Below are 16,130 nucleotides of genomic sequence, written 5' to 3'. Positions count from 1 at the left end.
GAAGATCCTTTCATCCCAGGTGTACCGACCAGTCCTGTTCCGCCGCCGGACGTCCGTGCAGGTCGGGGACCCGCTTGAGCCAGTCCGGGCGCCCCCGCTGGGACCGCTCGGCGCGGGCGGCCTCCTCGGCGGCGAGTTCCGCGCGGTCGGGGAAGTCGGTGGGCAGCCACTCGGCGGAGAGCCGGACGCGGGCCAGCAGGTGGTCGACGTAGGCGGCGCGGGCCTCGTCGGGGGTGGCGAAGGCGGGGTCGTCGGCGAGCCAGGCGTCGGGCACCTCGGCGAGGATGCCGCGCAGCAGCTCCCCGGTGACCTTCGGGGCCAGCTCGGCGTCGGCGGCGCGCACGTCGGGGCCGTACTGGCCGAGCGCGTGGTGGCGGAAGTCGTACTTCCGGCCGGGGTTCGTGGTGTCCCAGCGGTGGTGGAAGACGAGGGCGGCGCCGTGGTCGATGAGCCACAGGCGCGGGGGCGCGGTGCCGAAGGTCGGCCAGACCATGAGGTTGGAGCTGTGGACGGTGCGGTCCACGTTGGCGGTGAGGGCGTCCAGCCAGACGATCCGGCCCGCCTCCAGCGGGTCCACCGGAAAGTGCCGGGCCAGCTCGGGGGCGAGGTCGCGGGCGCCCGACAGGTAGTCCATGCCGAGGTTGACGCCCGCGCTGGCGCCGTGCAGGTCGCGTACCTCCTGGTGCGGCTCGTCGTCGGCCACGGCGGGGTCGAAGTGCACGAGCACCAGCTCGGGGAAGCGCAGGCCGAGGGCGCGGGCCAGCTCGCCGACGATCACCTCGGCGACGAGCGCCTTGCGGCCCTGCGCGGAGCCGGTGAACTTCACGACGTAGGTACCGAGGTCGTCGGCCTCGACGACGGCGGGTACGGAGCCGCCGGTGCGCAGTGGCTCGACGTAGCGGGTCGCGGTGACCTCTCTCATTGCCATCCTCCTCGCTGCCCGGCGGTCCGTCTGCGGCGCTCCCGCCCCTGCTCCCAGCCTGCGGCCTCCGGCATGAGGTGAGCATATTCGGTCGCCGTCGGCCCCGGCCCGGCAGCGGTCACCGGGATGCCCGCCCGTCAGTCCTGTCGGGGCAGGAGCGAACCGAGGGGGCCGAGGTCCAGGTTGAGATCGCTCATGGTGAGGCCGTACCGGTCGCACAGCTCGGACATCCGGTCCTGGAGGATCATGAGGGTCATCCCCACCCGCTCCTCCTGCTCCTCGCTGAGGTCGCCCTGGTCGACGCGGTGCAGGGCGGTGCGTTCCATGAGCTGCCGCAGCAGTTCGACGATGGTGAGCACGAGCTTGATCAGGTCCCGTTCGACGGTGTCGGGGTCCGTGTCGAGCCGCTCGGGAACACCGCGCCGGCCGGCCGTGTCGTGGTCACCGGCGGGTGTCAGCCCGAAGGCGCCCGCGGCCGCCTGGGCCACTTCGGCCAGACCGGCGGGGAACGGGCTGTCGGCGGTGTCGGGTGCGGACATTGCGGGGCCTCTTTCCCGTCCGGTCACCAGGGGGCCGGAGAGTCGGGTGTGATGGAGTGGATGACGGCCCGGAGGTTGATCCTGACTAGGTCGACCTCGGCGATCGACAGCACGAGATCGCCGGTGAGCACGGCTCCGCCGGTGAGCAGCCGGTCGAGGAGGTCGACGAGGGCCACCTGCCGGCCGGCGGGCCAGTCGTCACCGAACCCCGCTGCGGCGAGGTCACCGGACATGGCGGTCCTGCGGGGACTGGGCCCAGTCGGTGAAGGAGTACGGAGCCCAGGGCCCCGTCACCTCGACGCGCACGCCCCGCTCCGGCGCGCTCAGCTCCGCCATCGCGGAACGGAACCGGTCGGCTTCGGCGGCGGGGACGAGATACGCGTCGTTGGCGACGTTCTCGCCGCGCGAGGTGGCGAGGGCGCCCTGCTGCACACGATGACTCACCGTGGCACGGGCCAGCCCGGCGGCGGACCGCGCGACCCGGCCGGCCGTGGCACCGGCGGCTTCGTAGGTGTCCCGGCGCCGGTGGCGCTGGGCGCGACGGCGCTGGAGATAGGCGCGGCCGGGGCTCGCCTCCTCGGCGTCACCCGCCTCGGGGCGGATCTCCTCCTGGACGTCGTCCGGCTCGGCGAAGACCTTCACGCCGAGTTCGACATGTCCCTGGAGGCGGGCGAGCGCCTCGGTGAACGCGTCGGCGCGTTCGGTGAGAACCTCGCGGACGCGGGTCTCGTCGCGGTACACCGTGGTCATCCGCAGGGGCAGGACCGTGGTGTGCGCGGCGGCGGACTCGATGAGGCCGTGGTGGGCCCGGGCGATCGTCTCCAGACGGTCCAGGTCCTCCAGTTGACGGGTGAGCGCGTCCGTACCGAACTCCTCCTCCGGTACGTCGGAGACCAGGGCCGCGAGGCCGCCGGTGGTCAGGAGCCTGGGTGCCGTTCCCAGACCGCCGAGGCGGGGTGCCCGCTCGGCGAGGGCGGCATCGTCGCGGGCCACCGCGTACACGTACACCAGGGACCCGGTGCCGGTACCTGCGGTCATCACTCGTCCTCCTCGGCCGATGGGGTGCTGCCGCCGTGTTTCCCGGCGGGCGCCGTGCCGCCCGTCTGCTCGCGCAGCCGGGCGACCTCGGCGCGCAGTCGCTCGATCTCGTCCCGGTCGGACCGGGGCGACGGGTCCGGGTCACGCGCGGGGACGCTCTCCGGGCGCCGGGCCCGGGAGGAGAGCGAGGGGTCGTGCTCCCACCAGTCGATGCCCATCTCCTTGGCCTTGTCGACGGAGGCGACGAGGAGCCGCAGCTTGATGGTGAGCAGTTCGATGTCGAGCAGGTTGATCTGGATGTCGCCCGCGATGACCACGCCCTTGTCGAGGACGCGTTCGAGAATGTCCGCCAGGTTGGCCGACGAGCCCTGCGGGCCGGGGGCGGACGCCGGGGACGGCGCCATGCGGGCTGCGAATGATTCGGACATGCGGGTGGCTCTCCTCCCGGATCAGGCCGGCGATCGGGTCAGCGACGGGCCCGGGAGCCGCGCCGGGTACGGGATACGTCGTCCTCGGGGGCCTCGTCGGCGTCCTGGTCGACATCCACGTCGGCGTCGATGTCGTCATCGCTGTCGTCGAGGAACTCGCCGTCCGCGTCCGGGTCGTCGTCGTACTCGTCCTCCTCGTCGTCCCAGGCGTCCTCGTCCTCCTCGCCGTCCTCGGCGTCCTCGTCGTCCCACTCGTCGTCCGGGCCGTCGGCCTCCGGGTGGTCGTCGGTGTCCTCCGCGTGTTCCTCCCCGGCAAGGGCCTCCTCGTGGTCGACGACGACCTCGCCGTCCTGGATGACGCCGCGCCAGCCGTCGGTGGCCTCGCCGCGCATCATGATGAACTTGCGGAACAGCTTCAGGTCCAGGCGGGCGCGACGCCCCTGAGCCCGCCAGATGTTGCCGGTCTTCTCGAACAGCCCCTTCGGGAAGTACTCGAGCACCAGCAGGACCCTGGTGAGGTCGTCGGTGATGCGGTGGAACGTCACCACACCCTTGACGGTGCCCTTGGCGCCCTCGGTGGTCCAGGAGATCCGCCGGTCGGGTATCTGCTCGGTGACGTTCGCCTGCCAACTGCGCGTCGACTTGGCGACCTTGACCGTCCAGTTGCCGGACGTGCCGTCCACCTTGTCCACATTGACGACACCCTTGGCGAAGGTGCTGAACTCCTGGAACTGCGTCCACTGGTCGTACGCCTCGCGCACGGGCACGCCGACGTCGATGTCCTCGCTGATCAGGACCGACCGGCTCGTCCCGCCGCCGGCCGCCTTGCCGGAGCCGCCCTTGATCTTCTCCTTGAGGGCGTGCTTCACGTACTCGGAGCCGGCCGTCATCGCGCTGCGGGCCGGTGACTTGCCCGCACCGAGTGCCCGGCCGCCCGTGCGGAGCGCCTTCACCAGACCGCCGGTGCCGCCCTGGCCCGGTGTGCCCAGCCGCGTCACCTGCTCGCCGAGCCTGCGTCCGAGTTCGGCGACGGCGTGCTCGGCACGCGCCTGGACGTAGCCGTGCAGTTCGTCCTTGAGGCGCTCCGCTGCGGGGTGTTCGCGGAGGTCCTTGGTGAACCGGGTGATGTTCGAGTCAGCCACGGTCGCTCTCCTGGCGCTGCTTGCGGGCGGGACGTGAGGCGGGCGCCGCCTTCGCGGTGCGCGCCGTGCCCTTCGTGCCACGGGTCTTCGCGCCGCCGCTCCGGGCGGTCCCGGAACCCGAGGACGCCGACTTCGCACCGCGTGCGGCGCGGGTCTCCGACCGGGCCCCGGAGCTACGGCGGCGACGGGGTTCGGCGGGCGCGTCCTCGTCGTCGGGAGCTTCGCCCTCGTCCTCGTACTCGTCCTCGGGGTCCTTGTCCCCGGCGGCGCCCGCGGGCTCCCGCAGAGCGTGGGCCTTCTCGCTCAGGGACTCGGAGAGCTGGTTGACGCGGCTGGTCAGCGCGGTGCTCGCCGCGGACCTGGTGGCCGTCAGGAGGTCGTCGCGGACCTGCTCGGTGAGGCCGCTGAGCAGCGGACTGCCGGCGACGAGCCGGCCGAGCTGCTGCGGGTCCAGGCTGAGCTTCTTGCCCGCCAGGAACATGCCGAGCCCGATGGCCAGCTTCGCCTTCTTGGTGCGTCCCAGCAGGTACCCCCCGACCAGGGCGGTCCCGATCTTGGCGTTCGTCATCATGCGTGTGCACCTCGTGCCCGGTAGTGGGTGTCGCGGCTCAGCGACGTGCGTCGAGCCGCCTCTGGTACTGCTCCAGCTCGTCGAGCCGGTCCAGCAGCTCGTCCTCGCGCCGGTCGAATTCCTCGGCGGTGATCCGCCCCTCGACCAGGTCCTGTTCCAGACGGACGAGCGCGGACTTCACGGGAGCGGGGTCGTAGTACTCGCGCTCGGCGGTCTCGGCCACCTGGCCGGCCACCCAGACCGCTCCGCGCAGCGGCGCGAGCGGCAGGGTCACCAACTGGCCGAACAGCCCCACGGCTGCTTCACCCCTCCTGGACGAAGCTGTACGCGGGCAACGGTCCGTGCAGGTAGTAGGTGTAGGTGTCGCCCCGGGACTCCGCGTCCTGGTGCACGGCCCGGGTGAAGGCCTCCTCGCCGTCGCGTTCCACCAGGAAGGACAGGTTGAGGAAGTGCCCGGACGCCGCCTCGGCGCGGGCCGTCCGTACGGCGGCGGGTGTCAGCGCGGCGAGGATCTCCGCACCGGCGGCGCGCCGACGCTCCTCCATCTCCTGGGAGATGAGCTCCCCGAGCCGCACGCGCGCGTCGTGCGCACCCGTGTCCCGGCGCGTCTCCTCGTTCAGCCGACGCACCTCGGCGTTGTCGCCGAGGATCTCGCGCAGCAGGTCGTCCTCCTCGCGGGCGACCTTGAGGTTGAACTCCACCCGGCCGTCCAGCTCCTCCAGCCGACGCAGGTAGGTGTCCTCGTTCTCCCGCAGGGCGGCGACGACCTGGTCGTCGTCGGGGCCGACGAGGCCGAAGCGCATGGGCAGCGCCGCGCCGTCGGTGGTGAGCCGTCGCAGTACCTCCTCGTGGGCGGCGAGGTCGCGCCTCTTGGCCCGCAGTCCTTCGGGCGCCGAGCTGACGACGGCGCTCAGCTCCTCGGAGGAGACGACGCGCAGGTCGCTTCCCTCGGGTCCCACACCGCGCAGCTCCGCCAGGCGCAGCGGGTGCCGCGCCGAGGTGATGGCGTACACATAGGTGGCCATGGTGGTCAGTCCTCCTTGCTTCGGCTGGTGCGACGGCTCGCGGAGGACGTGGTCTTGCGGGGCCGCTCGGCCTCCGCGTCCTCGGACTTCTCCCTGCCTTGCTGAACGGAATCAGCAAACGCCTCAACGGCCCCTGTCAGTGCGCCTTTTGATTTTCCTTTGGCGCCCTTCTCCGTGATTTCCCCCATGACGTCGGTCAGCTTGCTCGGCTGCTTGCTTCCGGACTCCAGATCGAGCCGGTTGCACGCCTCGGCGAACCGGAGGTAGGTGTCGACGCTGGCGATCACCACGCGGACGTCGACCTTGAGGATCTCGATGCCGACCAGGGACACGCGGATGAACGCGTCGATGACGAGTCCCTTGTCGAGGATCAGCTCGATGACGTCGTAGAGGGTGCCACCCCCGCCGCCGCCCTGGGCCGCGGGAGCGCTCGACTGCTGTACGACACTCATGCCGTCTCCTTCCTTGGTTCGGGGCTGGACTCGAGCGGCGTCAGCGCCGCTCGGTCTGCCCCCTGGAGTAGCGTTTCGTCTGGTCATAGGCCATGAGCCGTCCCTCCCGGTCGAGTTCCACGTGGTAGGTGGCCATGACGCTCGCGGTGTCCGGGACCCGCTCGATCTCCGTCACCTCGACGTCGGCCGTCCACCCGTCGTCGCTGGGGCGGAGCGAGGTCACCGCGTACGGTTCCCGGCCCACGAGTTCGGAGAGTTGGGCCGACGCCTCACGGGCGGCCTCGACGGCCGACATGCGCCGCGAACCCTGGTCCGTCCGGCTCTGCGCGGATGAGGTCATGGTGCGTTCCTCTGCTGGTACGGGGTCGGGAGGGACTGAACGGAATGAATGAGCGGCATGAGCGAACACGTCATAAACTGAATTGCCATCAGTTCTTGAACGTGGTGCTCCCAGCGCGTCCCATGCATGCCTTTCCTGCAGCCGCGAATGCCCGACTCATCTCTTCCGGAACCTGTGCGAGTGCAATTTATGAACTCCAGGAGAGTGGGCTGTGCCACATCGGAACACGTCCGGTCGGGAGGCGTCAGTCGCCGGTCGGCGGGCACCTGCGGCGATGCGTCACGCTGACCCCCGGGGCAGTCGGCCCCGCCGGCATCGCACCCCACGCGGCCACCAGCGCCGACGCGTTCATGGTCGATGGAACAGCCGGAGGAACCGCCCCGTGATGAGCACTGTGTCCACTGCGTCCAGGATCGGGAGCCGGGTGCGCCGGGAGACCGAGGAGGCGTACCGGGCGGTCCGGGCGGCGCTGGCCGGCCAGGGCCGCGAACGCGATCTCGTGGTCCAGGCGGTGAAGGCGGCCGGTGCTGCCGTGCTGGCCTGGCTGGTGGCAGGCGTCTGGTGGGGCGGCCCGCTGGCCCTGATGGCGCCCTGGACCGCCGTCGTGCTGGTGCAGAGCACCGTCTACCGCTCGGTCAGGGCGGGGATACAGCAGTTCGTACTGATCGGGGGCGGCACCCTGCTGGCGGCGCTGGCCTTCGCCGTGACGGGCGACACCGTCGCGGCGATGGCGCTGGTGCTGCCCGTGACGATGCTGCTGGGCGGTCACTCACGCTTCGACGACCAGGGCGTGTACGCGTCCACGACGGCGCTGTTCGTGCTGGTCTACGGATCGTTCAGCACCGCGGACATCGGATACCGGCTGCTGGAGACACTGATCGGGGCCGTGATCGGGATCGCGGTCAACGCGCTGGTGCTGCCGCCCGTCCATCTCCGCCACGCCCGCGACACGCTCTACCGGCTCCCCCGCAGCACCGCCCGGCTGCTGTCCGACATCGGCGCGGAGGTGGCCGAGGAGTACGACGCGGCCCAGGCCCGTGAGTGGCACAGCCGTGCCGAGCGGTTGCCGCGGCTGCTGGACGAGGTACGCGGCGCACGGCGCTGGCAGCGGGAGGGGGACCTCCTCAATCCCGTACGCCGGATGCGCCGACAGGGCCCGCGGATTCCGTCCTCCGACTGGGACACGGTCTGGGAGCGGCTCACGGACCATCTGTCGACGGTGACCAGGGTGCTGGCGGACGCGGTGGGCGACCGGGTGTGGCTGCGTCCGCTGCCCGTCGCGGTGCGGGCCGATCTGACGGAGCTGCTGCACGCGATGGCCAAGGTCTGCGAATGCGACTGCGTCTCCCTCGGCGGTGACTGCCCCGCCGGAGAGCTGGACCGCGACGAGGTCCTGAACTGGGCCTGGCAGGCACATGGGCGGCTCGCCGAGTGGAACGCCGACCACGACGACGCCAGCACCGCGCCGCTCGGCGGACTGGTCCGTGAACTCGACCGCCTGCTAAGGGACCTGACCGAGGCGCGTCCCGCTGATCACCTGCCCGTTCACTCGCTCCACGAGGCCCCGTGGCGATCCTGGCTGCCCGAGGCGGCCGTCCCGGTAGCCCTGCCGGCCGAGCCGTGAGGGGCCGCCGGAGGTCGCGCGGTGGGCCATGAGCGGCTGACCGCCGAGGGCCGCGCCGAGCAGGTCACGGGCGACGCCCGCCAGGCCGAGGAGAAGCTGAAGGGCGCCGCGGAGGACTGATCCTCCGGCGCACGCCGTCCTTCGTCGTTCAGCCGCCCGTAGCTTCCCGCAGCGGGTTCGGCAGCGGCAGGTAACGGGCGTCCGCGCCGTCCGCGCCGGTCCAGCGCAGCAGGAGGTTGGTCTTGCCGGGCAGGGTGGGCGCGGTGAGCAGGGCCGGGATCTCCGGGAGGGGGTGGCGGGACAGCTCGGTGCGGACAGCGGGCCAGGGGTCGAGGCCGGGGTGGTGTTCGGCGAGGGCGGCGGCGATCTCGGTGAGGTGGTTGACGAGCAGGCAGTACACCAGCCGCTCCCACCCGGCCTCGCGGGTCACGTCGGGCAGCAGCTTGGCGCCCTCGGCGTCCCGGAACAGCGCCTGTACGGGGGTGCCGGAGGCGTCGACAGCGACCAGGGTGTTCTGCAGGTGTGCCTCCAGCACGACACCGTGCTCGTCGAAGGCGCGGAGCGCGGGCGGCACGACCTGGCGCAGATAGGCGGCCCACCAGGCGTCCGGATCGGGCGTGGTGGCGAGCGGGCTGCCGTCGAAGCCCTCGGCGAGCCCGGCCGCGAGCAGGGGCGTGGCGCCGGGCAGCAGGTGGCCGCGCAGGCCGTCGCGGACCAGGGCGGCGAGTTCCTCGAAGGCGAACGCGGCTGTGCGGTAGCCCCGGTCGCTCAGCCAGGCGGCGGGCGGCCCCATCGCGGCGAAGGCTTCACGGGCGGCGGTGTCGGTGCGGCCGAGCTTCTCCAGGTCGTGGCGCCACAGTCGGCGGATGTCGTTGGTGATGCGGACGTCCAGGCTGAACTTCAGGAACAGGTCGCGGGCGGGTTCGTACACGGTGCGCACGGCCGCCGTCGGCCAGACCACGGACTCGGTGGTGCCCAGCCGGATCAGGCGCCGGTCGGCGAAGGCGGGGGCGAGTTCGCGGGCGCGGAGGTCCAGCTGCCAGGGGTGGGCGGGCAGCAGCCGGTAGCCGGGCGGGGCGGTGCCGAGGGCGTCCAGGGCGCTGGTGTCGCCCTCCTCGACGACCTGGTCCTCACGGACCCCGAGCAGCACCAGCGGGAACCGGGCGTGCGCCTCGGGGGCGTACGGCAGCCAGCTGGCGACGGGACCGCCGCCGCGCGCCTTGGGTGCCGGGTGGTGCGGGTGGCCGGTGAGCAGCGACTGCTCGGAGCGCAGATACAGGTCCTCGGGGGCGAGGGTACGGGCGCGGGCGGCGAGCAGGGCGGCGACGGTGTCGCGGCTGTCCAGCATCTCGGCGGGCAGGTCGTCGCCCGGCAGCCCGGTGTGGGCGCGCAGTTCCCCGGCGACGAGTTTGACCAGTTCGGCGTGGGTCAGGGAGTGCCAGGCGCCGTCGACGCGCACCTCGGGGTCGGCCGGGCGGCGGCCGGGGCGCACCCGGAGCAGTCGGCCGGTGCCGGGCAGCCGGTACGCGGGCCGCTCACCGGCGTCCGGGACCGGCTGGGCCACCTCGCGCAGCAGGCAGTTCAGCAGCGGCGCCGACGCGTAGGCGTCGGCGCGCCGGGCATCGGCGTCGGTCGGGGGCTTGAGGTCCACGCGTTCCACTCGTTCTCGTCGTGCTGTGGCCGGTCCGGGGGGCCGACCGTGCTCACCCAGTCTGCGGTATCCGACAATCGTGCCCTGAGCTGCCAGTCCCCGAGGAGCCGACCGTGTACCACTCTCCCACCGCCGAGGCCGAGGTCGCCGAGGAGCTGGCCGTCGTACGGCCCGCCCTGCGCGACCGCTACACGGCCGCGCTGCCGGGAGCCCGAGCGGCGGTGCTGACCCGGCTGTGGCGGGCGCTGGCGCACGAGCCGCTGCCCTGGGTCGCGGCCCGGACGGCGGGAGCGCATGGGCTGACGGTACGGCTGGCGGACGGCCGGGCGCTGCACGGCCCGCGCTCGGACCCGTACGCGACCGGCGACCGCGTCACCGGGGTGCGCCTCGACCGGGAGCGGTACGCGGACCCCGCGCGGCTGATGACGGACCTCGCGGTGCCGCACGCGGCCGCGTTCGCCGCCGAGCTGGCGAACAGCGTGGCCTCGCTGGCGCTGTCCCGCGCCGGGGCGGCGGAGCCGGGGGCGGCGTGGCCGGAGCGGGACTGGGAGTGGGAGCAGCGGGTGGTGGACGGGCATCCGTTCCACCCCAACTGCCGTTCCCGGCCCGGCTTCTCGGTGGCCGACCAGCTCGCGTACGGCCCGGAGCACCGGCCGGTGGTGGAGCTGGGCACGGTGGCGGTTCCGGCGGCAGAGTGCCTGGTGTCGGGCGAGTGGCCGGCCGAACTGCGTGCCGGGGCCGACCTGTTGTTCCCGGTGCATCCGTGGCAGGCGGCGCATGTGCTCAAGCGGACCGCCGAGCCGTGGCGTCCGGCGCATCCGCTGATGTCGCTGCGCACCCTGGCGCTGCCCGGCGGACCGCATGTGAAGACCGCGCTGAGCGCCCGGCTGACCTCCTCGGTGCGGGACATCTCCGCCTACTCGGTCCAGGCGTCGGCGGCGCTCTCGGTGCTCGCGGCGGAGCTGGTCGGGCGGATGGACGGGCTGCTGGACATCACGCACACGCTGGGCGCGGCCACGGCCCACTCCCCGGATCTGGCGGTACTGCTGCGCGAGTCGCCGGAGGCGTACGCGGGTCCGGGCGAGCGGGTGCTGCCGGTGGCCGCGCTGGCCACCACGTCCCTGCCCGAATCCCCGGACTGGCTGGCCGCGTTCACCCGGCTCGCGCTCACGGCGGGGCTGCGTCTGCTGGAGCTGGGGGTGGCGTTGGAGGCGCACGGCCAGAACCTCCTGGTGGTGCTGGCGCCGGACGACACCCCGCTGCGCCTGATCTACCGCGATCTGGCCGACATCCGCATCAGCCCCGCCCGGCTGGCCCGGAACGGTATAGCCGTGCCCGAGTTGACGGGACGTCTGGTCACGGACGACGAACTCACCCTGCGTCGCAAGCTGTTCGGTTCGCTGGTCGGGGGCGCGCTCGCCGCGACGGCGGGTTCCGGTCCGGCGCTGGGTGCCGCGCTGCGGGCCGCGCTGCCGGATCTGCCCCGTACGCCCGACCTGGCCGCACTCTGTGAAAGTCCGCTGCCCGTAAAGGCGTTGACCCTGATGAGGCTGTCCCCGGAGACCCCCGGCGACCTGTGGACGGAGCTGCCCACCCCCTTCGTTTTGGAGCCCGACACGTACGATCAATAAGATCCGCCGATGATCAGAAGACAACGGCTGGCGGCGGGCGTCTGCGCCCTGCTCGCCGCCCTGGCGGCCGGGATCGCGTCTCCCGGCGGGGCCGCAGCGGACGAGACCGAGCCGCAGCCCGCTCCGAAGGTCGAACTCGTCCTGGATGTCAGCGGTTCCATGCGGGCCCGCGACATCGACGGCGGCAGCCGGATGGCGGCGGCCAAGCAGGCGTTCAACGAGGTGCTCGACGCGACGCCCGAGGAGGTGGAGCTCGGCATCCGCACCCTGGGCGCCAACTACCGCGGCAACGACCGCAGAACGGGCTGCAAGGACACCGCACAGCTGTATCCGGTCGGCCCGCTGGACCGCACCGAGGCGAAGACCGCGGTGGCCACGCTGACGCCGACCGGCTGGACGCCCATCGGCCCGGCGCTGCTGAAGGCGGCCGACGACTTCGGGAACGGTGACGGCACCCGCCGGATCGTCCTGATCAGCGACGGCGAGGACACCTGCCAGCCGCTCGACCCGTGCCAGGTGGCCCGCGAGATAGCCGCCAAGGGCATCGGCCTGACCATCGACACCCTGGGCCTGGTGCCGGACGCCAAGACCCGCGACCAGCTCAGCTGCATCGCGGACGCCACGGGCGGCACGTACACCTCCGTGCAGCACAAGGAAGAACTGACGGACCGGGTCGGCCAGTTGGTCGAGCGGGCCGCCGATCCGGTGGTGACGCCGGTGGCCACCGAGGGCACCGACGCCTGTGCCGGGGCTCCCGCGCTCAAGTCCGGTCTGTACACGGACCGCGAGGAGTTCGGCAAGCAGCGCTGGTACAAGGTCGACGTCCAGCCCGGCCAGGAGCTGCGCGCCTCGGTGAGCGTCGCCGACGACCGCGCCACGAACCCCAACTACGGTGTGCTGATGCGGGCGGTGACCCAGCACGGCCGCGAGATCGTCCGCGGCGAGGGCGCGGGCACCGGCCGTACCGACGCGATCTCCACCGGCCTGCGCTACCCGAAGCCCGAGTCCGACGACGACACCGCGACCCCGGAGACGGTCTGCCTCCAGGTGACCAACTCCTTCTCGGCCACCCCCGGCGTGAAGACCACGCCGGGCATGCCGCTGGAGCTGACGGTCGACGTGGTGGACGGCCCCTCCGCCGCCTCCGACGTGGCCTCCTTCGGCCTCGGCCGTGGCTGGTGGCTGCTGGCCGCGCTGGTGCTGACCGGTTTCGTCGCGGGTCTGCTGTGGGGCTGGCTGTCCCGCTGGCGGGTCGCGGTCTGGAGGACGAACTGATGGGTGCGATACGTGTGTTGAGCGCGGCCCTGCTGACGCTGGGTCTGGCCGCCGTCCCCGCCGCGGCCGACTCCTCCCCCTCCCCGAGCGCGTCGGCGGACGGCAAGGCCCCCACCCAAGCGGGCACGTCCTTCCGTACGGCGGCCGAGATGGATCAGGGCCGGACGGCCACCGCCTCCGCGTCCACCGGTGACTACCTGTACTGGTCCTTCCCGGCCGACACCGGCCAGCGCCCGACCATCAAGGCGACGGTGAAGCTGCCGGGTTCGCACGCCGCGCAGACCTGGCAGCTCGACGTCTACGACGGCCTGCGCCGCCACCAGTCCTGCCAGTACGGCGCGGCCACCCGCACCGCCGAGCAGGGCTCGGCCACGGTCGAACTGGCCTGCGTGCTGCGCACGGTGCGCGCCTGGTCCGAGCCGTGGGCCAACGACCCGCTGCCCGGCACCTACTACGTCCGCCTGACGGTGCTGAACCTCGGCTCCGCCGACCTCGGCCTGCCGGTGCGGGCCGAAGTCCGCGTGGACTCGAAGAACATCGGCGGCGCGGCGGCCGTGGACGGCTCGCTGGGCAAGCCGCTGGTCCCCGGCATCGCGGTCAAGTCCGAGGCGCAGAAAGACGGTTCGAAGTCGGCCGTGCTCTCCGCGATCGAGCCGGACGACGGCTGGTCCTCGCACTGGTGGTCCAGCCGCTGGGTGTGGACCGCCGTCGGCGGCGTCCTGGCCGCGCTCGCGGGCATCGGCGGTTACGCGCTGACCCGCGGCCGGGGCCGCCCGGCGTACGTCCCACCGGGCGCCTGACCCGGACGAAGGCCCGCCGGAGACGGCGGGCCTTCGTCATTTCCGCAGCGCCTTCGCGAGGGCCCCGTCACCGGTCACCGTGACCCGCCCCGCCCGCACCGCCTCCGTGATCGCGGACTCGCCCCGGCACACCTCCGCACAGGTCGCCGCGTCCATCACCAGCCGGGCGTCCGGGGCCGTCGGCGCCGGTCCGTGCCCGTACACCGGACCGTCCTCCGCGCCCACGTAGAGATGGAACTCGCCTTCCTCCGTGCTGACTTCGGCCACGCCGGGCCCTGCCTCCGCCGCGCTCAGCGCCGCCAGCAGCGGCAGCGCCGACCAGTGGGCGCGCACCGCGTCGGTCGGCCGCAGCTCCGCCAGCTCGGGGCTCCCCCACTCCCCCAGGGCGTGCAGCACGGGCAGCAAGGCCCGGCCGCGCGGGGTGAGTTCGTAGACGTAGGCCGCGCCGGGCGGGGGCAGCTTGCGCCGGGCGGTGACTCCGTCGCGCTCCATGTCCTTGAGCCGGGAGGCGAGGACGTCCGTGCTCACGCCGGGGAGGTCCGCGTGCAGGTCGGTGTAGCGGCGGGGTCCGGCCAGCAACTCCCGGACGATCAGCAGGGTCCAGCGGTCCCCGACGAGGTCGAGGGCGCGGGCCGCGGAACAGTACTGGTCGTAGCGTCGGCGAGGTGGCATGCGACGCAGTCTAGACATGTTGTTGGACTTTCCAAGCTCCTACTTGGTAAAACCAAGCAACACACGTTGGCGGAGGGGTTGCGGCGCATGGAGTTCCGGCAGTCGAACAAGCTCAGCGAGGTCTGCTACGAGATCCGCGGTCCGGTGATCCAGCACGCGGACGCGCTGGAGGAGGCGGGGCACAGTGTGCTGCGCCTGAACACCGGCAACCCGGCGCTCTTCGGTTTCGAGGCGCCGGAGGAGATCACCCAGGACATGATCCGGATGCTCCCCCGCGCCCACGGCTACACCGACTCGCGCGGTGTCCTCTCGGCCCGCCGGGCGGTGGCCCAGCGCTACCAGACCCTCGGCCTGGAGGTGGACGTCGACGACGTGTTCCTGGGCAACGGCGTCTCCGAGCTGGTGTCCATGGCCGTGACCGCGCTGGTGGAGGACGGCGACGAGGTCCTCATCCCGGCTCCGGACTTCCCGCTCTGGACGGCGGTCACCACGCTGGCCGGTGGCAAGGCCGTGCACTACCTGTGCGACGAGCAGGCCGACTGGGCACCCGACCTGGCCGACATGGCGTCGAAGATCACCGACCGCACCAAGGCCGTGGTCATCATCAACCCGAACAACCCGACCGGCGCGGTGTATCCGAAGGAGGTCGTCGAGGGCATCCTGGACCTGGCCCGCCGCCACGGCCTGATGGTGTTCGCGGACGAGATCTACGACCAGATCCTCTACGACGACGCCGTCCACCACTCGGCCGCCTCCCTCGCCCCCGACCTCGTCGTCCTCACCTTCTGCGGCCTCTCCAAGACCTACCGGGTGGCGGGTTTCCGCTCCGGCTGGCTGGTGGTCACCGGGCCCAAGCAGCACGCGAAGAGCTATCTGGAGGGCCTGACCATGCTGGCCTCCATGCGGCTGTGCCCGAACGCGCCCGCCCAGTACGCCATCCAGGCCGCGCTCGGCGGCCGCCAGACCATCCACGAACTCACCGCGCCGGGCGGCCGGTTGTACGAGCAGCGGAACGTGGCCTGGGAGAAGCTGAACGAGATCCCCGGCGTCTCCTGCGTCCGCCCCAAGGGCGCGCTGTACGCGTTCCCGCGCCTCGATCCCAAGGTGCACAAGATCCACGACGACGAGAAGTTCGTCCTCGACCTGCTGCTCCGCGAGAAGATCCAGGTCGTCCAGGGCACCGGCTTCAACTGGCCCACTCCCGACCACTTCCGCATCCTCACGCTGCCCCACGCGGACGATCTGGAGGCGGCCATCGGCCGGATCGGACGCTTCCTGAGCGGGTACCGGCAGTAGCTCCGCCGGGCGTTGTCAGTGCCCGGTCGTACGCTTCGAGGACGAGAAGGGGACCAGCAGCGGACCCGGAGGGAGCAGCGCGATGGCACGACCGCCCACCGCCGCCCAGCGGCGCGTCGTCGAGGGTGCCGACCCCGACACCGGGCGACTGCGCGGCACGGACGCCCAGCTCGCCGCGCTGGTCCGCCTCGGCCTCGCCTTCCGGCACCCCCGCCCGCCCCACGACCACTTCCTGACCCCGGCGGGCCACCGCCTCCGCGAGGCCGAGCCGGAGCCCGCCGCTCCCGCCGCTCCCGAGCCCGGCGGTGTCTTCGCCGCGCGGGTCGGCGGCGCGGAGGAGGCCCCGCCCGGCCCGCGCCGGACGCGTGAGATACGTGACGCCTGGCAGGGTCTGCTGGAGCTGCGCCGGATGACCAACCAGGACGGCGCCACCGACCGCCCGTGCGGCTGGGAACGCACCCACCTGGTGCGGGCCGCCGCCCTCGCCCTGGAGGCGGCCGGTCACCGGCCGGAGTCCGCGGACACCCCCGGCTACCGCGTCCGGGCGACCCCGCAGCCGGAGGCGGTCGCGGTGTACGGCCCGGCGCTCGGAGAGTACGCGGCGACCCTGGAGGGGGCGGGCTGGCAGTGCGGCGAACACACCGAGGCACGTACCAAGACCCGTCATCTCCTCGCTTCCCCACGTCGAGTGTGACGGACATGCCAAGATCGGGGGGCTGGACCA

The 16,130-nt window shown here is 72.6% G+C and carries 19 protein-coding genes and 1 pseudogene; 7 read left to right on the top strand and 13 right to left on the bottom strand.

The features are described 5' to 3' along the window. Nucleotides 1-10: 10 nt before the first annotated feature. The 11 genes from ACIPPM_RS02170 to ACIPPM_RS02120 all read right to left on the bottom strand — a co-directional run bounded on the left by ACIPPM_RS02170 (nt 11) and on the right by ACIPPM_RS02120 (nt 6,457). Complete coding sequence (locus tag ACIPPM_RS02170) at nt 11-922, bottom strand: HipA family kinase (RefSeq protein ID WP_401442068.1); 912 nt, start codon at nt 920-922, stop codon at nt 11-13. A 137-nt stretch (nt 923-1,059) separates the two neighbouring features. Further along, nucleotides 1,060-1,461, bottom strand: a complete 402-nt coding sequence (locus ACIPPM_RS02165) for a gas vesicle protein K (protein ID WP_401442066.1) — start codon at nt 1,459-1,461, stop codon at nt 1,060-1,062. A gap of 23 nt (nt 1,462-1,484) precedes the next feature. After that, nucleotides 1,485-1,694 carry a gas vesicle protein gene (locus ACIPPM_RS02160; protein ID WP_401442064.1) on the bottom strand — a complete coding sequence of 70 codons (210 nt, stop codon included), beginning with the start codon at nt 1,692-1,694 and terminating at the stop codon, nt 1,485-1,487. After that, entirely contained in the window at nt 1,684-2,499 is an 816-nt protein-coding gene (locus tag ACIPPM_RS02155) for a GvpL/GvpF family gas vesicle protein (RefSeq protein ID WP_401442062.1), read from the bottom strand. Before ACIPPM_RS02155 ends, ACIPPM_RS02160 begins: the two co-directional genes overlap by 11 nt. Beyond that, a complete protein-coding gene (locus ACIPPM_RS02150) occupies nt 2,499-2,927 on the bottom strand; it encodes a gas vesicle protein (protein ID WP_401442060.1) in 429 nt (142 codons plus the stop codon). The genes ACIPPM_RS02155 and ACIPPM_RS02150 overlap by 1 nt, the downstream gene beginning before the upstream one ends. Before the next feature lie 38 nt (nt 2,928-2,965). Beyond that, on the bottom strand, nt 2,966-4,069 hold the full coding sequence (locus tag ACIPPM_RS02145; protein WP_401442058.1) for an SRPBCC family protein: 1,104 nt from the start codon (nt 4,067-4,069) through the stop codon (nt 2,966-2,968). After that, on the bottom strand, nt 4,062-4,640 hold the full coding sequence (locus tag ACIPPM_RS02140) for a hypothetical protein (protein ID WP_401442056.1): 579 nt from the start codon (nt 4,638-4,640) through the stop codon (nt 4,062-4,064). Before ACIPPM_RS02140 ends, ACIPPM_RS02145 begins: the two co-directional genes overlap by 8 nt. Before the next feature lie 37 nt (nt 4,641-4,677). Continuing rightward, complete coding sequence (locus ACIPPM_RS02135; protein ID WP_401442054.1) at nt 4,678-4,935, bottom strand: gas vesicle protein GvpG; 258 nt, start codon at nt 4,933-4,935, stop codon at nt 4,678-4,680. A 7-nt stretch (nt 4,936-4,942) separates the two neighbouring features. Beyond that, complete coding sequence (locus tag ACIPPM_RS02130) at nt 4,943-5,665, bottom strand: GvpL/GvpF family gas vesicle protein (protein WP_401442052.1); 723 nt, start codon at nt 5,663-5,665, stop codon at nt 4,943-4,945. Between the two features lie 5 nt (nt 5,666-5,670). Next, nucleotides 5,671-6,117, bottom strand: a complete 447-nt coding sequence (locus ACIPPM_RS02125; protein WP_401442050.1) for a gas vesicle structural protein GvpA — start codon at nt 6,115-6,117, stop codon at nt 5,671-5,673. 40 nt (nt 6,118-6,157) lie between these two features. Beyond that, entirely contained in the window at nt 6,158-6,457 is a 300-nt protein-coding gene (locus ACIPPM_RS02120) for a gas vesicle protein (protein WP_401442048.1), read from the bottom strand. 385 nt (nt 6,458-6,842) lie between these two features. Here ACIPPM_RS02120 and ACIPPM_RS02115 point away from each other — a divergent pair, with 385 nt between their 5' ends. Beyond that, nucleotides 6,843-8,081, top strand: a complete 1,239-nt coding sequence (locus ACIPPM_RS02115; RefSeq protein WP_401442046.1) for an aromatic acid exporter family protein — start codon at nt 6,843-6,845, stop codon at nt 8,079-8,081. A gap of 12 nt (nt 8,082-8,093) precedes the next feature. Then, nucleotides 8,094-8,201: pseudogene (locus tag ACIPPM_RS02110) on the top strand (CsbD family protein); the annotation flags it as partial. Between the two features lie 28 nt (nt 8,202-8,229). Here ACIPPM_RS02110 and ACIPPM_RS02105 read toward each other — a convergent pair. Continuing rightward, complete coding sequence (locus tag ACIPPM_RS02105) at nt 8,230-9,741, bottom strand: IucA/IucC family protein (RefSeq protein WP_401442044.1); 1,512 nt, start codon at nt 9,739-9,741, stop codon at nt 8,230-8,232. A gap of 104 nt (nt 9,742-9,845) precedes the next feature. Between ACIPPM_RS02105 and ACIPPM_RS02100 the strand changes: the two genes are divergently transcribed. From ACIPPM_RS02100 to ACIPPM_RS02090, 3 genes are read left to right on the top strand one after another with little or no spacing between them, the layout of a single operon-like run. Beyond that, complete coding sequence (locus tag ACIPPM_RS02100) at nt 9,846-11,363, top strand: IucA/IucC family protein (RefSeq protein ID WP_401442042.1); 1,518 nt, start codon at nt 9,846-9,848, stop codon at nt 11,361-11,363. A gap of 9 nt (nt 11,364-11,372) precedes the next feature. Next, a complete protein-coding gene (locus ACIPPM_RS02095) occupies nt 11,373-12,638 on the top strand; it encodes a VWA domain-containing protein (protein ID WP_401442040.1) in 1,266 nt (421 codons plus the stop codon). Beyond that, nucleotides 12,638-13,438, top strand: a complete 801-nt coding sequence (locus ACIPPM_RS02090; RefSeq protein ID WP_401442038.1) for a hypothetical protein — start codon at nt 12,638-12,640, stop codon at nt 13,436-13,438. The genes ACIPPM_RS02095 and ACIPPM_RS02090 overlap by 1 nt, the downstream gene beginning before the upstream one ends. A gap of 36 nt (nt 13,439-13,474) precedes the next feature. Here ACIPPM_RS02090 and ACIPPM_RS02085 read toward each other — a convergent pair whose 3' ends face one another. Continuing rightward, nucleotides 13,475-14,110, bottom strand: a complete 636-nt coding sequence (locus ACIPPM_RS02085) for a winged helix-turn-helix transcriptional regulator (RefSeq protein WP_401442036.1) — start codon at nt 14,108-14,110, stop codon at nt 13,475-13,477. A gap of 87 nt (nt 14,111-14,197) precedes the next feature. Here ACIPPM_RS02085 and ACIPPM_RS02080 point away from each other — a divergent pair, with 87 nt between their 5' ends. Together ACIPPM_RS02080 and ACIPPM_RS02075 are read left to right on the top strand one after the other, a co-directional pair. Continuing rightward, entirely contained in the window at nt 14,198-15,406 is a 1,209-nt protein-coding gene (locus tag ACIPPM_RS02080; RefSeq protein WP_401442034.1) for a pyridoxal phosphate-dependent aminotransferase, read from the top strand. Between the two features lie 82 nt (nt 15,407-15,488). After that, complete coding sequence (locus ACIPPM_RS02075) at nt 15,489-16,100, top strand: hypothetical protein (RefSeq protein WP_401442032.1); 612 nt, start codon at nt 15,489-15,491, stop codon at nt 16,098-16,100. The last annotated feature ends 30 nt before the right edge of the window (nt 16,101-16,130 follow it).

The organism is Streptomyces sp. NPDC090119 (assembly GCF_044747085.1).
Taxonomy (GTDB): domain Bacteria; phylum Actinomycetota; class Actinomycetes; order Streptomycetales; family Streptomycetaceae; genus Streptomyces.
This window is presented reverse-complemented; position numbering and strand designations above follow the sequence as displayed.

Coding starts and splice junctions, on each gene's coding strand:
- ACIPPM_RS02170 (WP_401442068.1), bottom strand. CDS start 922: ATGAGAGAGGTCACCGCGACCCGCTACGTCGAGCCACTGCGCACCGGC.
- ACIPPM_RS02165 (WP_401442066.1), bottom strand. CDS start 1,461: ATGTCCGCACCCGACACCGCCGACAGCCCGTTCCCCGCCGGTCTGGCC.
- ACIPPM_RS02160 (WP_401442064.1), bottom strand. CDS start 1,694: ATGTCCGGTGACCTCGCCGCAGCGGGGTTCGGTGACGACTGGCCCGCC.
- ACIPPM_RS02155 (WP_401442062.1), bottom strand. CDS start 2,499: ATGACCGCAGGTACCGGCACCGGGTCCCTGGTGTACGTGTACGCGGTG.
- ACIPPM_RS02150 (WP_401442060.1), bottom strand. CDS start 2,927: ATGTCCGAATCATTCGCAGCCCGCATGGCGCCGTCCCCGGCGTCCGCC.
- ACIPPM_RS02140 (WP_401442056.1), bottom strand. CDS start 4,640: ATGATGACGAACGCCAAGATCGGGACCGCCCTGGTCGGGGGGTACCTG.
- ACIPPM_RS02130 (WP_401442052.1), bottom strand. CDS start 5,665: ATGGCCACCTATGTGTACGCCATCACCTCGGCGCGGCACCCGCTGCGC.
- ACIPPM_RS02125 (WP_401442050.1), bottom strand. CDS start 6,117: ATGAGTGTCGTACAGCAGTCGAGCGCTCCCGCGGCCCAGGGCGGCGGC.
- ACIPPM_RS02120 (WP_401442048.1), bottom strand. CDS start 6,457: ATGACCTCATCCGCGCAGAGCCGGACGGACCAGGGTTCGCGGCGCATG.
- ACIPPM_RS02115 (WP_401442046.1), top strand. CDS start 6,843: ATGAGCACTGTGTCCACTGCGTCCAGGATCGGGAGCCGGGTGCGCCGG.
- ACIPPM_RS02095 (WP_401442040.1), top strand. CDS start 11,373: ATGATCAGAAGACAACGGCTGGCGGCGGGCGTCTGCGCCCTGCTCGCC.
- ACIPPM_RS02090 (WP_401442038.1), top strand. CDS start 12,638: ATGGGTGCGATACGTGTGTTGAGCGCGGCCCTGCTGACGCTGGGTCTG.
- ACIPPM_RS02085 (WP_401442036.1), bottom strand. CDS start 14,110: ATGCCACCTCGCCGACGCTACGACCAGTACTGTTCCGCGGCCCGCGCC.
- ACIPPM_RS02080 (WP_401442034.1), top strand. CDS start 14,198: ATGGAGTTCCGGCAGTCGAACAAGCTCAGCGAGGTCTGCTACGAGATC.
- ACIPPM_RS02075 (WP_401442032.1), top strand. CDS start 15,489: ATGGCACGACCGCCCACCGCCGCCCAGCGGCGCGTCGTCGAGGGTGCC.